The sequence below is a fragment of the Rhizobium sp. KNZ14-9A genome (assembly GCF_056755015.1).
Genome location: NZ_JBPGXB010000002.1, coordinates 3,111,702 through 3,125,873, shown reverse-complemented (window position 1 = coordinate 3,125,873; position 14,172 = coordinate 3,111,702). Strand labels below are relative to the sequence as shown.

At 59.5% G+C, this 14,172-nt stretch carries 16 protein-coding genes; 11 read left to right on the top strand and 5 right to left on the bottom strand.

Annotation, left to right across the window (positions count from 1 at the left end; translation table 11 throughout):
* The first annotated feature begins 215 nt into the window (after positions 1-215).
* From ACR9ZQ_RS22320 to ACR9ZQ_RS22310, 3 genes are all read left to right on the top strand, one after another.
* Positions 216-455, top strand: coding sequence for a helix-turn-helix domain-containing protein (locus tag ACR9ZQ_RS22320; RefSeq protein WP_007819308.1), 240 nt, complete (start codon positions 216-218; stop codon positions 453-455).
* Positions 456-566: 111 nt separating this feature from the next.
* On the top strand, positions 567-1,004 hold the full coding sequence (locus ACR9ZQ_RS22315; protein WP_310378740.1) for a DUF4174 domain-containing protein: 438 nt from the start codon (positions 567-569) through the stop codon (positions 1,002-1,004).
* A gap of 29 nt (positions 1,005-1,033) precedes the next feature.
* A complete protein-coding gene (locus tag ACR9ZQ_RS22310) occupies positions 1,034-1,192 on the top strand; it encodes a hypothetical protein (protein WP_192728093.1) in 159 nt (52 codons plus the stop codon).
* Between the two features lie 59 nt (positions 1,193-1,251).
* Here ACR9ZQ_RS22310 and ACR9ZQ_RS22305 read toward each other — a convergent pair whose 3' ends face one another.
* Positions 1,252-2,133, bottom strand: a complete 882-nt coding sequence (locus ACR9ZQ_RS22305) for a LysR family transcriptional regulator (protein ID WP_310378736.1) — start codon at positions 2,131-2,133, stop codon at positions 1,252-1,254.
* Positions 2,130-2,444 carry a putative quinol monooxygenase gene (locus tag ACR9ZQ_RS22300; RefSeq protein ID WP_310378734.1) on the bottom strand — a complete coding sequence of 105 codons (315 nt, stop codon included), beginning with the start codon at positions 2,442-2,444 and terminating at the stop codon, positions 2,130-2,132. The genes ACR9ZQ_RS22305 and ACR9ZQ_RS22300 overlap by 4 nt, the downstream gene beginning before the upstream one ends.
* Positions 2,445-2,617: 173 nt before the next feature.
* On the opposite strand from ACR9ZQ_RS22300, the gene ACR9ZQ_RS22295 reads away from it, so the two are divergent.
* The 8 genes from ACR9ZQ_RS22295 to ACR9ZQ_RS22260 all read left to right on the top strand — a co-directional run bounded on the left by ACR9ZQ_RS22295 (position 2,618) and on the right by ACR9ZQ_RS22260 (position 10,981).
* Entirely contained in the window at positions 2,618-4,114 is a 1,497-nt protein-coding gene (locus ACR9ZQ_RS22295) for a CoA-acylating methylmalonate-semialdehyde dehydrogenase (RefSeq protein ID WP_310378732.1), read from the top strand.
* A gap of 168 nt (positions 4,115-4,282) precedes the next feature.
* A complete protein-coding gene (rirA, locus tag ACR9ZQ_RS22290; RefSeq protein WP_310378730.1) occupies positions 4,283-4,762 on the top strand; it encodes an iron-responsive transcriptional regulator RirA in 480 nt (159 codons plus the stop codon).
* A gap of 347 nt (positions 4,763-5,109) precedes the next feature.
* Complete coding sequence (locus ACR9ZQ_RS22285; protein ID WP_113324865.1) at positions 5,110-6,705, top strand: ABC transporter substrate-binding protein; 1,596 nt, start codon at positions 5,110-5,112, stop codon at positions 6,703-6,705.
* A gap of 88 nt (positions 6,706-6,793) precedes the next feature.
* Entirely contained in the window at positions 6,794-7,798 is a 1,005-nt protein-coding gene (locus tag ACR9ZQ_RS22280; protein WP_113324864.1) for an ABC transporter permease subunit, read from the top strand.
* Between the two features lie 9 nt (positions 7,799-7,807).
* Positions 7,808-8,698 carry an ABC transporter permease subunit gene (locus tag ACR9ZQ_RS22275; protein WP_310378727.1) on the top strand — a complete coding sequence of 297 codons (891 nt, stop codon included), beginning with the start codon at positions 7,808-7,810 and terminating at the stop codon, positions 8,696-8,698.
* A gap of 1 nt (position 8,699) precedes the next feature.
* Entirely contained in the window at positions 8,700-9,551 is an 852-nt protein-coding gene (locus ACR9ZQ_RS22270) for an ABC transporter ATP-binding protein (protein ID WP_310378725.1), read from the top strand.
* Positions 9,551-10,393, top strand: a complete 843-nt coding sequence (locus ACR9ZQ_RS22265; protein ID WP_310378723.1) for a dipeptide ABC transporter ATP-binding protein — start codon at positions 9,551-9,553, stop codon at positions 10,391-10,393. The genes ACR9ZQ_RS22270 and ACR9ZQ_RS22265 overlap by 1 nt, the downstream gene beginning before the upstream one ends.
* Before the next feature lie 42 nt (positions 10,394-10,435).
* A complete protein-coding gene (locus ACR9ZQ_RS22260) occupies positions 10,436-10,981 on the top strand; it encodes a gluconokinase (RefSeq protein WP_310378721.1) in 546 nt (181 codons plus the stop codon).
* 251 nt (positions 10,982-11,232) lie between these two features.
* Here the strand turns inward: ACR9ZQ_RS22260 and ACR9ZQ_RS22255 are convergent, their stop codons facing one another.
* The 3 genes from ACR9ZQ_RS22255 to ACR9ZQ_RS22245 all read right to left on the bottom strand — a co-directional run bounded on the left by ACR9ZQ_RS22255 (position 11,233) and on the right by ACR9ZQ_RS22245 (position 14,109).
* The gene (locus ACR9ZQ_RS22255; protein ID WP_113324858.1) at positions 11,233-12,480 is read right to left on the bottom strand and encodes an NAD(P)/FAD-dependent oxidoreductase; all 1,248 of its coding nucleotides are present in this window, start codon (positions 12,478-12,480) and stop codon (positions 11,233-11,235) included.
* Positions 12,481-12,556: 76 nt separating this feature from the next.
* A complete protein-coding gene (locus ACR9ZQ_RS22250; RefSeq protein WP_310378717.1) occupies positions 12,557-13,060 on the bottom strand; it encodes an isoprenylcysteine carboxyl methyltransferase family protein in 504 nt (167 codons plus the stop codon).
* A complete protein-coding gene (locus ACR9ZQ_RS22245) occupies positions 13,057-14,109 on the bottom strand; it encodes a type III polyketide synthase (RefSeq protein WP_310378715.1) in 1,053 nt (350 codons plus the stop codon). The genes ACR9ZQ_RS22250 and ACR9ZQ_RS22245 overlap by 4 nt, the downstream gene beginning before the upstream one ends.
* Between the last annotated feature and the right edge of the window lie 63 nt (positions 14,110-14,172).

Genomic DNA, 14,172 nt, shown 5'->3' with positions numbered 1-14,172 from the left:
ATAAGTTGGTTTTCCCGTTCGGCAATGCACGGCATCAGCGCTTTTTGATGTCAAAATGATGCCTGCTCGCATTTTGCTATTGCCGTTAACATTAGTTTACCTATTTATGTGCGGTGCGATGCAGCAATTGCCCAATGTCTTCGTTGCGTTGCGAAATGCTGGCGGCTTGCCGCCTGGGGGTAGGGACAGTCCACCGAGGCATTAAGGAGAATTTGATGTCCATTTCTGTTCAGAATATAGAGGAATCGACCGCTGTTTCCCCGATTGACGTGGCAGCTGCGGTTAGGGACGCACGCAGTGCGGTTGGCTACAGCATTGAAGACCTCGCAGTCACCTGCGGTCTGGCCAACGGGGAAATCCTCGAAATCGAAAATGGTGAAAGCGCCGATCCGGCAAAGCTGAGGCGTATTGCTGCAGCACTGCAGGTTCCAGTTTCTGCCTTTTTGCATATCTGATGAGGCGACAAGGCCGATCAGCATTTTCTGATCGGCCGTCGTCCCCTTTTAAGGAACATGATTGGAACTCTTGTGCTCCCGCGCCGTTCAACGGTTGACGGGAGTATGTGTATGTCCAAGACCCTTCTTTACGGCGCAACGAAGATCGATGAGACGAATGCGGCTTACGCGGCTGTCGCCAGTCTCGAACAGTTTCAGTGGAAAAACCGCGTCTTCATTGTGATTGCCGACCAGGACAATTCCCGCGCGGCCCGCCAGGAAAACCAGTTGCTTGCCGATCGCGCCGCTCTTGAGGAGCGGGATATGGTCATTCTCAAGCTTGCCGGATCGAGCATAAAGCCGCTCTTCGGAAGCGGCGACGGGCTGGACGGCGAGGCGCTCCGACAGGAACTGGATATGCCCGACACGGGCGAATTTGCCGCCTTCCTGCTTGGCAAGGATGGCACCGTGAAGCTGAAGGCCAGTGAGCCGATCACATCAGGCGAACTCTTCGCCATCATCGATAGCATGCCGGTGCGCGCTGCCGAAACCGTCAGGCACGACAAATAATCCAATATCGCAATCGTAAGGAGCCGGCCATGTCCGTCCCGAACGAACCTATTCCCGACCAGCCGCCTATGCCTTCACCGGGCTGGAAGCCGGAGCCGCCGGTCAAGGAACCGGAACCGGATCGCCTGCCGGATGAAACGCCGCTTCCCAACCCTGATGAGAACGAGGAACCGGCAAAGCATCTCTAGAGCAATTCCAGCAAAAGTGTGCAGCGGTTTTGTGTCCGGAATTGCGAAAAACATATGTATTACAGGAAGATCTGCCTTTCCTCATCGACGAGTTCCTGCAGGAAATCGATGACGCTGCGCACGCGCACCAGATCGCGCGCACTTTCGTGGTAGGTCGTCCAGTAGGCGCGGCGGATGGAAACCTCCGGCAGGATGCGCACCAGTTCTTGGTATTGCCGGGCGATATAATCGTGCAGGATGCCGATGCCGGCGCCGGAACGTACGGCCTCGGTCTGGCCGATCGCCGTCGAGATCTCGAACCCCGCATCCCAGCTGCGCATCACCTCGCCAGAGAAATTCAGGGAGGCAGTGAAGATCAGGTCTTCGACGTAGCCGATGCGCGGATGGGCCTTCAAGGCATCGACATCTTCGGGCTTTCCACGCTGCGCCAGATAATCCCGCGACGCGTAGAGACCGAGCGTATAGTCGGTCAGCTTGGACGAGACGAGCCGCCCCTGTTCCGGACGCTCCAGCGTGATGGCGATATCCGCTTCACGCTGCGACAGCGAGAAGGAACGCGGCACCGGCACGAGCTGGATCTTCAGCTCCGGATATCGTTCGATCAGCCGGCCCATGCGCGGCGCAAGAAAGGAAACACCAAACCCATCGGGCGCGCCGATGCGCACCGTTCCGGCAATGGCCGTGTCGGTGTGGCCGAGATTGGCCTGCGCGGCAAGCATCTCCGTTTCCATCCGCTCAGCCGAGGCAAGAAAGACTGCGCCTTCAGCGGTCAGCTCGCAGCCATTCGTCCGGCGTATGAAAAGCCGTGTTTTCAGTGCCTCTTCGAGTGAGGTCAACCTGCGCGAGAGCGTGGCGTGATTGAGCCCCAGCCTCTTCGACGCAGCGAGGATCTGCCCTGTGCGGGCGACGGCCAGGAAAATGCGAACGTCATCCCAGTTCATGGCTTTGAACGCATGACGATGGGTTCGACGTCGATAAGCGTCAGCGCTGTCACCATGCCTGATGTCTCGGTTTTGTATTTCAGGAAATGCGGCGTCTGCAGATGAGCCTCGTATGCTTCCCTGTTGGCATAGACCTCGAGGATACGGATCTTATTCGGATAATCTCTGATGGAAACGGCATTCAGGGAAAGGACACCGTCTTCCAGCGCGACGGATGCTTCGATTTCCTCGGTCAGCAGCGCGCGATAAGCTTCGAGCATGCCTGGATCGATCTCCAGTTCTGCCATTCTGACGACAGGTTTCCCGCTCATCGGTTCGACCTCCCTTTGACTTGTCCGCGTGCCGTGCCAGTTTTGAAGCAGGAGCACCGGTCACAGCGATCGAGCTATAATATACGCACAACGGTTGCTTATTACAGCGCATTGATTTGTGCAAATTGAAGTGCGATTGTTGCGCCATCCAAAAGAGATCAGGAGGAACACCCATGCGTGAGATTGGTCATTTCATCGGCGGCAAGAAGGTCGCCGGCACCAGCGGCCGCACCAGCGACGTCTTCAACCCGGCGACCGGAGAAGTGCAGGCAAAGGTCGCGCTCGCAAGCGTCGAGGAGCTGCGCGCCGCCGTCGAAAACGCCAAGGCCGCTCAGCCGAAATGGGCGGCCACCAACCCGCAGCGCCGCGCCCGCGTCTTTTTCAAGTTCGTCGATCTCCTGAACCAGCACATGGATGAGCTTGCGACGCTGCTTTCCAGCGAGCACGGCAAGACGGTCGAGGATTCCAAGGGCGATGTCATCCGCGGCCTCGAAGTCTGCGAATTCGTCTGCGGCATCCCGCATCTTGCCAAGGGTGAATTCACGGAAGGCGCCGGCCCGGCGATCGACATGTATTCGCTGCGCCAGCCGGTCGGCATCGGCGCCGGCATCACGCCTTTCAACTTCCCGGGCATGATCCCGATGTGGATGTTTGCTCCGGCAATCGCCTGCGGCAACGCCTTCATCCTGAAGCCATCCGAACGCGACCCGTCCCTTCCGATCCGTCTTGCCGAACTGATGATCGAGGCCGGCCTGCCGGCTGGCATCCTCAACGTCGTCAACGGCGACAAGACGGCCGTCGATGCGATCCTCACCGATCCCGATATCGGCGCCGTCTCCTTCGTCGGCTCCACGCCGATTGCCCGCTACGTCTATGGGACGGCTGCGATGAACGGCAAGCGCGCCCAGTGTTTCGGCGGCGCCAAGAACCACATGATCATCATGCCGGATGCCGATATGGACCAGGCCGTCAACGCCCTGATGGGCGCCGGCTACGGTTCGGCTGGCGAGCGCTGCATGGCCGTCTCGGTTGCCGTGCCGGTCGGCGAGGAAACGGCAAACCGCCTCGTCGAGAAGCTGGTCCCGAAGATCGAATCCCTGCGCATCGGTCCCTACACCGATGACAAGGCGGACATGGGTCCTGTTGTCACAAAGGATGCCTATAACCGCATCCAGGGCCTGATCAACAAGGGTATCGAAGAGGGCGCAAAGCTTGTCGTCGATGGCCGCGATTTCAAGCTTCAGGGTTATGAGGACGGCTATTTCGTCGGCGGCTGCCTGTTCGACAATGTCACGCCTGAGATGGAAATCTACAAGACCGAGATCTTCGGGCCGGTTCTGTCCGTCGTTCGCGCCCACAACTATGAAGAAGCGCTCTCCCTGCCGATGAAGCATGAATACGGCAACGGCGTCGCGATCTACACCCGCGACGGCGACGCTGCCCGCGACTTCGCCTCCCGCATCAACATCGGCATGATCGGCATCAATGTTCCGATCCCGGTGCCGCTCGCCTACCACTCCTTCGGCGGCTGGAAGGCTTCGAGCTTCGGCGACCTCAACCAGCATGGCACGGATTCCATCAAGTTCTGGACCCGGACCAAGACCGTTACCGCCCGCTGGCCATCCGGCATCAAGGGCGGCGCCGAATTCGTCATGCCGACGATGAAGTGATCCGAATAACCTTCGCCATTTTGGAAGCGGGTCCGAGAAGGGCCCGTTTTCGTTTTAAACGCTGCGGCGAGCAGTCGCGGGAAACGTGAATGTGAATTTCATATTTTGGAATTGTTCAAAACTGTGAAAGCCACTATATACGGTTCACGAATGATTTAGGAGATCGGCATGCGGTTGACGAAGCAGACCAACTATGCGGTTCGCATGTTGATGTATTGTGCAGCCAATGATGGACATTTGAGCCGGATTCCGGAGATTGCCAGAGCATACGGTGTTTCCGAGCTCTTCCTTTTCAAGATTCTGCAGCCTCTCAACAAGGCGGGCCTTGTCGAGACGGTGCGCGGCCGCAACGGCGGTGTGCGCCTTGGCAAGCCGGCGACTGATATCAGCCTTTTTGATGTGGTAAGGGTCACCGAAGACAGCTTCGCCATGGCGGAATGCTTTGAAGATGGTGTGGTCGAGTGCCCGCTGGTCGATAGTTGCGGCCTGAATTCGGCGCTGCGTAAGGCGCTGAACGCCTTCTTCGACGTGCTGACCGAATATTCGATCGATGACTTGGTAAAGGCGCGGCCGCAGATCAACTTTCTGCTGGGCCTCACCGGCGAACAGCACTATCGCAAGCCCGTCGTTCCGGCACCGGCCGCCTGATACTTGAATATTCTGATATCGTCATGAACCACGGCTGTTTTCGATAGCCGTGGTTTTTCATTTGCACTCACGGATTGTTGATATATCAGAGCCCGTTGAAACCGTTCTCAACGCCTTCCGCGACGCCAAATTGTACCAAAAGCGACAAAAATGCGGTTGAACGTGCCTCAATCTTGCAAATTTTGGCCTATTTTTGACCGAAAATTTCTAAAATTGCTTTTCTGGAAAAATTTTCTGCGGATGCCGTTGCGTTCAGCAAATAAATATCGTTCCATCGGCCCGCTGATCGGGGTAATGAGCGCCCGATCTCTAAAGATCAAAAAAGAACAAACCTGGGAAACGATATCATGAAAAAGTTCTCTGTCCTGCTCGCAGCGACAGCCCTGGCTTCGGTCATGGCCACCGCCGCGTATTCCAAGACGCTTGTCTATTGCGCCGAAGGATCGCCGGAAGGCTTCGATCCGAGCCTCTACACGTCAGGCACGACCTTCGACGCGTCTTCACGTACGGTCTACAGCCGCCTCGTTGAATTCAAGCATGGCGGTACGGAGATCGAGCCGGGTGTTGCCGACAGCTGGACGGTTTCCCCCGATGGCAAGGAATATACCTTCAAGCTGCATCCCGGCGTGAAGTTCCAGACCACCGATTTCTTCACCCCCTCGCGTGATCTCACCGCCGACGACGTGGTTTTCTCGTTCGAGCGCCAGATCAAGTCGGACAATCCGTGGAACAAGTATGTCGAAGGCGGTTCTTACGAATATGCCGCCGGCATGGGCTTCCCTGACCTCATCAAGTCGGTCGAGAAGGTTGACGATCTGACCGTCAAGTTCACGCTGAACCATCCGGAAGCTCCGTTCCTGGCCGACCTCGCGATGGACTTCGCATCCGTCGTTTCCAAGGAATATGCCGACAAGCTCGCCGCTGACGGCAAGATGGCCCAGCTGAACCAGCAGCCGCTCGGCACCGGTCCGTACACCTTCGTTGCCTATCAGACGGATGCCGTCATCCGCTACAAGGCCAACGAAACCTACTTCAAGGGTAAGGAAAAGATCGACGATCTCGTCTTCGCGATCACCCCGGACGCCGCTGTCCGCGCCCAGAAGCTGAAGGCCGGCGAGTGCCACCTCGTCCCGTATCCGAATGCTGCTGACGTTGCCGAGCTCAAGAAGGATCCGAACCTCACGGTTATGGAACAGGCTGGCCTGAACGTCGGCTTCCTCGCCTACAACACCCAGCAGGCGCCGTTCGACAAGCCGGAAGTCCGCCGCGCGCTGAACATGGCGATCAACAAGCAGGCAATCATCGACGCCGTCTTCCAGGGCGCTGCCCAGGTTGCCAAGAACCCGATCCCGCCGACAATGTGGTCCTATAACGACAAGATCCAGGACGACAAGTACGATCCGGAAGGCGCCAAGAAGGCTCTCGCAGCCGCTGGCGTCAAGGATCTGTCGATGAAGATCTGGGCAATGCCGGTTTCGCGTCCGTACATGTTGAACGCTCGCCGCGCCGCCGAACTGATGCAGGCAGACTTTGCCAAGGTCGGCGTCAAGGTCGAGATCGTCACCCATGAATGGGCCGAATACCTGAAGCTCTCCTCCGACGTGAAGCGCGATGGCGCTGTCATCATCGGCTGGACCGGCGACAACGGCGACCCGGACAACTTCATGGACACGCTGCTCGGCTGCGACGCTGTGGGCGGCAACAACCGCGCTCAGTGGTGCAACAAGGACTATGACGCTCTGATGACGAAGGCCAAGGAAACGGCTGACGTTGCTGCCCGCACGAAGTTCTACGAAGAAGCACAGGAAATCTTCAAGAAGGAAGCTCCCTGGGCTCCGCTCGACCACTCGCTGGTCTTCGTCCCGGTCAGCAAGAAGGTATCGGGCTTCCATATGGATCCGCTCGGCATCCACCGCTTCGACGGCGTTGATATCGCCGAATAAGAAAAATGATAAACTGCCCGGCTGAAACCGGGCTCGACCGGCGGTCAGGTCTCCACCTGACCGCCGGAAACTATTGGACAACCTTGCTATGTTGCGATTTCTCATCGGGCGCCTCGCAGTCCTGATACCGACCTTCCTCGGCGTTTCGCTCATTGCCTTCTCGTTCATCCGCCTGCTTCCTGGCGATCCCGTCATGCTGTTGTCGGGCGAACGAACCATGGCACCCGAACGTCACGCCCAGATCATGCACGATCTCGGTTTCGACCGGCCCATGTACGTGCAATACTTCGATTATCTCGGAAAAGTGCTGCACGGCGATCTCGGTACCTCGATCGTTACCAAACGTGCGGTTCTCGGCGAATTCTTTACGCTCTTCCCGGCAACGCTTGAGCTTTCGCTCTGCGCCATCCTGGTGGCAATCCTTCTCGGCGTGCCGGCCGGCGTCTTCGCGGCCGTCAAGCGCGGAACATGGTTCGATCAGAGCGTGATGGGCGTTGCCCTTATCGGCTATTCGATGCCGATCTTCTGGTGGGGCCTGCTGCTCATCATCTTCTTCTCCGGCTATCTCGGCTGGACGCCTGTCTCCGGCCGCATCTCGCTGATGTATTTCTTCAAACCTGTCACCGGCTTCATGCTGATCGACAGTTTGCTCTCCGGCCAGAAGGGCGCCTTCGCCTCGGCCGTCAGCTATCTCATTCTGCCGACCGTGGTGCTTGCCACCATTCCGCTTGCGGTTATCGCCCGCCAGACCCGCTCGGCGATGCTCGAAGTGCTGGGCGAGGATTACGTGCGCACGGCCCGCTCCAAGGGTCTGGCGCCGCTGCGTGTCGTCGGTATTCATGCGCTCAGAAACGCTATGATCCCGGTCATCACCACGATCGGCCTGCAGGTCGGCGTACTGCTCGCAGGCGCCATTCTTACCGAAACGATCTTCTCCTGGCCGGGCATCGGCAAGTGGATGGTCGATGCGGTCTTCAAGCGCGACTATGCAGTCGTTCAGGGTGGTCTTCTCCTGATCGCCGGCATTATCATGCTGGTGAACCTGATCGTCGACCTGACCTACGGCTTCATCAATCCGCGTATCAGGCACTAGGAGCGGTCCATGAGCACGGTTACTGCAAAATCCGACCAGCCCTCCGCCCTCACGGAATTCTGGTACTACTTCTCCCGAAACAAGGGCGCCGTCATCGGCCTCTTCGTCTTCGCCATCATTCTTCTCATGGCGATCTTTGCGCCGCTCGTCTCGCCGCACGCGCCGACCGAGCAAAACCGCCAGCTTCTCCTGTCTGTCCCCTTCTGGATGGATGGCGGCAGCTTCTCCTATCCGCTCGGAACCGATGCCGTCGGTCGCGATATCCTTTCGCGCCTGATCTTCGGCGCACGGTTTTCGCTGTTCATCGGTGTCGTGGTCGTCACGCTGTCGGTGGTCGCGGGCGTGCTGATCGGCCTCGTTGCCGGCTATTTCCGTGGCCGTGTCGATATCGTCATCATGCGCCTCATGGATATCATCCTGGCCTTTCCGTCGCTGCTTCTGGCCCTCGTGCTCGTCGCGGTGCTGGGTCCCGGCCTGCTCAATGCCATGATCGCGATCTCGATCGTCAACCAGCCGCATTTCGTGCGCCTGACACGCGCCGCCGTGATGGGCGAGCGTGAAAAGGAATATGTGGTGGCCTCCCGCGTCGCCGGTGCCGGCACCTTCCGGCTGATGTTCAAGACGATCCTGCCGAATTGCCTCGGACCGCTGATCGTCCAGGCAACGCTTGCCTTCTCCGCCGCGATCCTCGATGCAGCCGCCCTCGGCTTCCTCGGCATGGGCGCTCAGCCGCCGACACCTGAATGGGGCACGATGCTTGCCGAATCCCGCGAGTTCATATCGCGCGCCTGGTGGGTTGTTACATTTCCAGGTCTTGCGATTCTCATCACCGTTCTCGCCATCAACCTGATGGGCGACGGCCTGCGTGATGCGCTCGACCCCAAGATGAAGAGGTCCTGAGATGGCGCTTCTTGAAATTGAAAATCTCGTCGTCGAATTCCAGACGTCGACCGGTCCTTTCCGCGCCGTCGACGGCGTTTCGCTGAAGGTCGACGCGGGTGAGATTCTGGCGATTGTCGGCGAATCCGGCTCCGGCAAGTCGGTCTCGATGCTCGCTGCCATGGGCCTTCTGCCCTGGACGGCAAAGGTGACGGCCGACAAGATGGTTTTTGACGGCCAGAACCTGCTCGGCATGTCCGGCGCCAAGCGGCGCGAAATCATCGGCAAGGATATGTCGATGATCTTCCAGGAGCCGATCGCGAGCCTCAATCCCTGCTTCACCGTGGGCTTCCAGATCGAAGAGGTGCTGAGAATTCACCTCGGTCTCGACAAGGCGGCGCGGCGCAAGCGCGCAATCGAGCTTTTCCAGGCGGTTGGCATTCCCGATCCTGCCGAGCGGCTCAACCACTTCCCGCATCAGATGTCGGGCGGCCAGTGCCAGCGCGTCATGATCGCCATCGCGATTGCCTGCAACCCGAAGCTCCTGATCGCCGACGAGCCGACCACCGCGCTCGACGTGACTATCCAGAAGCAGATCCTCGATCTGCTGATGCGCCTGCAGACCGAACATCGCATGGGCCTGATCATGATCACGCACAATATGGGTGTGGTCGCCGAAACGGCCGACCGGGTGATCGTCCAGTACAAGGGCCGCAAGATGGAAGAGGCCGACGTGCTGTCCCTCTTCGAATCCCCGAAGAGCGATTACACGCGGGCACTGCTCGCCGCCCTTCCGGAAAACGCGACGGGCGACCGGCTGCCGACCATCGGCGAGCTTTTCAATCCGAACAAGACTGTGGAGGGAGCGGCCTGATGACGCCAGTTCTCGAAGGAAAGAACATCGTCCGCGACTATTACCTACCGGGCGGCATGTTCAAGAAGGCGCGAACGGTCCATGCCGTCAAGGGCGTGAGCTTCAGCGTGGAAGAGGGCAAGACGCTGGCGATCGTCGGCGAAAGCGGCTGCGGCAAGTCCACGCTTGCGCGCATCATAACAATGATCGACCCTGCCACGGCAGGCGAGCTTTTCATCGATGGCAAGAAGGTCGATATCTTCAAGGGCGATCTGACGCCGGAAATCCGTCGCAAAGTGCAGATCGTCTTCCAGAATCCCTACGGATCGCTGAACCCGCGCAAGAAGATCGGCGACATCCTGATGGAACCGCTGATCATCAACACCAATACGCCGGCTGCCGAGCGGCGCGACCTGGCAATGGCGATGCTGAAGAAGGTCGGCCTGCAGGACGTTCACTTCAACCGCTTTCCGCATATGTTCTCGGGCGGCCAGCGCCAGCGTATCGCCATTGCCCGCGCGCTGATGCTGAACCCGCGGCTCCTGGTTCTCGATGAACCGGTCTCCGCACTCGATCTGTCGGTGCAGGCGCAGGTGCTCAACCTGCTCGCCGACCTGCAGGACGAGTTGAACCTGACCTACGTCTTCATCAGCCACGACCTTTCGGTCGTTCGCTATATGGCAGACGAGGTCATGGTGATGTATTTCGGCGAGGCAGTCGAATACGGCACGCGGGAGCAGGTTTTCAGCGATCCGCAGCACAACTATACCAAGACCCTGTTTGCGGCGACCCCGCGGGCGGATGTCGATACGATCAAGGCACGTCTTGCACGCAAGGCCGCTGCCGTCTCTGCGGCTTCATAAATCCGTAGACAGTCCACGCTGCAACGATGATCGAGATGAACGATGACCGAGAATAACGGAAGCCTCCATGCAATCATCGTCATGGGCGTCAGCGGTTCCGGCAAATCTTCGATCGGCGAAAAGATAGCGGCAGGCCTCGGCCTGCCGTTTGTCGAAGGCGATGCGCTGCATCCCGCTGCCAATGTCGAGAAAATGTCGAAGGGCATTCCGCTCTCCGACGAGGACCGGATGCCCTGGCTCGACCGGATCGGCAAGGAGATGAAGGCGTCGCTTACCAAGGGCAAGGGCATCATCGTCTCCTGCTCGGCGCTGAAGCGCAGCTACCGCGACCGCCTGCGAGCCGCTGCTGGCGGCAACCTCTATTTCGTCTATCTCGAAGGTTCGAAAGAACTGCTGACCGAGCGCATGGGTCACCGCAAGGGCCATTTCATGCCGACCTCGCTCCTGGAAAGCCAGCTGCAGACGCTGGAAGTGCCGACCGGCGAGCCCGGTGTCGTCACCGTCGATATCGAGGACACAATCGACGATATCGCGGCAAAAGCCCTGAAGGCTCTCGCCGCTCTCGGAGTTAGAGCCTTTCCTGGCTAGATTGCAGCATTTTGTTGGCTCAAACGGAGTCGGATGGTCGACCGGCCGGCGCGCGTCGTAGCCCAGATCTACGGCCAAGCCGGCCGGTCGATCAGCCGGCCCGTTTCAGCCAACCCGAAGGGCCGGGCATCTTTCCGCCAGGATCAAAGGCGATCGGCTCGGACGTACCTGGAGGTATGCCCTTCGCCAATCGCCTTTGCCCTTACGAAAACCTGCTCCGGCAGAATGCTGCAATCTAGCCAGGAAAGGCTCTAAGGGTTGAACCGGCTGGGCGAATAGGCCGAGATATTGATGAACGGCGTTTCGCCGCTCATCAGTTCCGCCAGCACACGTCCCGTCACCGGCCCGAGCGTCAGCCCGTGATGGGCATGGCCGAAGGCAAACCACAGGCCCTGATGGCGCGGCGCCTTGCCTATGATCGGCATCATGTCGGGCGTGCAGGGTCGCGCGCCCATCCACGGTTCCGGATCCAGTCTCTCACCCAGCGGGAATATCGTGCGCGCCACGGCTTCGGCCCGGTCGAGCTGCACCGGCGTCTTCGGCGCATCGAGCGTTGCGAATTCCGCCCCCGTTGTCAGGCGCACGCCCTTGTTCATCGGCGCCAGGAAATAGCCGCGCTCGGAATCGAGCGTCCAGTTGTTGAGCACAGCATTGCCCTGCACGCCGTAATGCATGTGATAGCCGCGCTTGACGCCGAGCGGAAAGGAATAGCCGAGGCGGCGCGTCGCGACCGCCGCCCAGGGGCCGAGTGCCAACACGACATCATCGGCCTCCAGCGACCCCTCCGACGTCATGATCTTCCAGCCCGATCCGGCCGGCCCGAGCGACGCCGCATCGCCGGTCACAAATCGCCCACCGAGGCTTTCAAAATAGCTGCGATAGGCACGCGTCAATGCATGCGGATCGAGAACCGACCAGGGATCGACCCAGCGCAGGCCACCGACGAAATCCCCGATAATATTAGGCTCCAATCGAGCGATATCGGCCGAATTCAGGCTCTCATAGCTGACACCGAACTGATCCTTCCAGAGGGCAGCTTCCACAAAGGCTTCGTCACGCTTGGCCTCGGTGCGGAAGATCTTCATCCAGCCATCCCTGCGGATCAGCGCTTCGGCATGCGACGCCTCGATCAGGTCCTTGTGCTCGGTGATCGAATTCTCGATCAGCGGCGCATAGGCCTTGGTGATCATCTCGTGCCGCTTCGGATTGGAGTTCCACCAGTAGCGGGCGAGGAAGGCGAGCTGGCTCGGCAGCGCCTTCAGGTGATAATGCGCATCGATGCGGTTGTTCAGAGCATAGCGCAGCAGCAGGCCGAGCTGCTGGGGAAAACCGTAGGGCATGACGCCTTCGCGCTGGATCAGGCCGGCATTGCCGAAGGAGGTTTCGTTACCCGGCTCCTTGCGGTCGATGAGCGTAACCTGCCAGCCGCGGCGTTGAAGATGAATGGCCGTCGAAACCCCGACGATACCGGCGCCGAGCACGATTGCGTTTTTCGTCATTTTCCCCTGCATTCCGCTATGTTTTAGGCCCTAAAATGCCCATCTCAATGCTGCGGCGCAAACGAAAAATCGCATTTCATTTCAAAATCATTGCGCTTTTGAGTGCGGCATTTTCGGCCCTGATGCGAACAGTCAGGACGGCGGCATTGAGGAGAGAAAAGACGAGCGCATAAAGCGGCATGCCGAGGGCAAGCGGCAGGGCGGCGATCTCACCGATGACGATCATGTAGTTCGGATGTTTGAAGAAGCGGTAGGGGCCGCCTTCGACGAGCGGTGCACCGGGCAGGATGATGATACGCGTCGTCCAGCGCTCCCCAAGTGTGGTCAGCACCCACAGCCGCAGCACCTGCAACAGCATGAAAAGACCGAACCAGAAGAGCTGGATCGGCTGTCCCGTCGCCAGCATCCATAGCCCGGCGAGCCAGCCCGTATGGAGCGCCACCATGTAGGGGTAATGATCGGGCGCGATCTCGCGCCCCCCCCTTGCGAAGAGCGCCATCGTGTTGCGGCGCGCGATGACCAGTTCCGAAAGCCGCTGGGCGGTCACGAAGGTCAGCAATGCGATGGAAGGCCACATCATGCGACCCTCCGCAATGTCACGCAGCTTGCCGTAAAGCCCGGCCCCATGGCGATCATCGCCGCCCGGTCCGGCAGACCTCTGCTGAAAGCGCGCTCCAGAACGAAGAGCACTGTCGGCGAGGACATATTGCCGTAATCTGCAAGCACCGACCGCTCGATGTCGAGCGTATCAGGCACCATGGAAAGCGTGCTCTCCATTGCCGCCAACACCTTCGTGCCGCCGGGATGACAGATGAAACGGTCGATATCATCGCGCTTGAGCCCGCTGCGCGCCAGGATGCCATCGATTGCCGGGCCGAGCTCCTTTTCCGCAAAGGGCGGCAGCGATTGCGCCAGCAGGATGCCGAGCCCGGTTTCATCGATCTTCCAGCCCATGATGTCGAGCGTATCGGGAAACAGGTGATCGCCCGCCGATTCCACTTCCGCCATACCGCCTTGGCCTGATCGTAGCACGCAGGCTGCAGCCCCGTCACCGAAGAGGGCGGTGGCGATGATGTTCGGTTTCGTCAGCTCATCCAGACGGAAGGCCAGCGTGCAAAGCTCTATGGCGACGAAGAGCACGACGGCACCCGGGCGGCTGCGCGCCAACCGCGAAGCGATGCCAAAGCCGGAAACGCCGGCAGCACAGCCAAGCCCGAAGACGGGTACACGCTCGATATCCGCGCGAAAGCCAAGCCGGCCGGCGAGCCTCGCATCGAGGCTCGGCGTGGTGATTCCGGTGGAGGAAACCGTTACCACGCAATCGACCTGATCGGCTGTCAGCCCGGCCTGACCAAGCGCGCGCGTTGCCGTCGCGACGAACAGCGAACCGGCAACCTCCTCATAGGCCTCCATCCTGTCCTGCCAGCCATGCGTCTCTTCAAACCAGGAGAGGGGACGGGCGGCATGCCGCTTTCCGATACCGGCATTGTCGAACACGCGCGCGAGGTGGCGGAATTCCTTGAAGCGATCGGCAAAGAGGCGCGCGGAGGCCTCGGCGGCTTGGCTCTGGGTGATGATATGGTCAGGCACTGCAGTGGCGAGACTTAAAAGTCTGACGGATTGAGTCACGGTATGCTCCTTGTCGTTCCCGGCGGAACGAGCGGAAAACACGCGGGCGTGAAGGTTTATTCA

Bases quoted from the DNA above. Each gene is read 5' to 3' on its own strand.
- ACR9ZQ_RS22320 (WP_007819308.1), top strand. From the start codon at position 216: ATGTCCATTTCTGTTCAGAATATAGAGGAATCGACCGCTGTTTCCCCG.
- ACR9ZQ_RS22315 (WP_310378740.1), top strand. From the start codon at position 567: ATGTCCAAGACCCTTCTTTACGGCGCAACGAAGATCGATGAGACGAAT.
- ACR9ZQ_RS22310 (WP_192728093.1), top strand. From the start codon at position 1,034: ATGTCCGTCCCGAACGAACCTATTCCCGACCAGCCGCCTATGCCTTCA.
- ACR9ZQ_RS22305 (WP_310378736.1), bottom strand. From the start codon at position 2,133: ATGAACTGGGATGACGTTCGCATTTTCCTGGCCGTCGCCCGCACAGGG.
- ACR9ZQ_RS22300 (WP_310378734.1), bottom strand. From the start codon at position 2,444: ATGAGCGGGAAACCTGTCGTCAGAATGGCAGAACTGGAGATCGATCCA.
- ACR9ZQ_RS22295 (WP_310378732.1), top strand. From the start codon at position 2,618: ATGCGTGAGATTGGTCATTTCATCGGCGGCAAGAAGGTCGCCGGCACC.
- rirA (WP_310378730.1), top strand. From the start codon at position 4,283: ATGCGGTTGACGAAGCAGACCAACTATGCGGTTCGCATGTTGATGTAT.
- ACR9ZQ_RS22285 (WP_113324865.1), top strand. From the start codon at position 5,110: ATGAAAAAGTTCTCTGTCCTGCTCGCAGCGACAGCCCTGGCTTCGGTC.
- ACR9ZQ_RS22280 (WP_113324864.1), top strand. From the start codon at position 6,794: ATGTTGCGATTTCTCATCGGGCGCCTCGCAGTCCTGATACCGACCTTC.
- ACR9ZQ_RS22275 (WP_310378727.1), top strand. From the start codon at position 7,808: ATGAGCACGGTTACTGCAAAATCCGACCAGCCCTCCGCCCTCACGGAA.
- ACR9ZQ_RS22270 (WP_310378725.1), top strand. From the start codon at position 8,700: ATGGCGCTTCTTGAAATTGAAAATCTCGTCGTCGAATTCCAGACGTCG.
- ACR9ZQ_RS22265 (WP_310378723.1), top strand. From the start codon at position 9,551: ATGACGCCAGTTCTCGAAGGAAAGAACATCGTCCGCGACTATTACCTA.
- ACR9ZQ_RS22260 (WP_310378721.1), top strand. From the start codon at position 10,436: ATGACCGAGAATAACGGAAGCCTCCATGCAATCATCGTCATGGGCGTC.
- ACR9ZQ_RS22255 (WP_113324858.1), bottom strand. From the start codon at position 12,480: ATGACGAAAAACGCAATCGTGCTCGGCGCCGGTATCGTCGGGGTTTCG.
- ACR9ZQ_RS22250 (WP_310378717.1), bottom strand. From the start codon at position 13,060: ATGATGTGGCCTTCCATCGCATTGCTGACCTTCGTGACCGCCCAGCGG.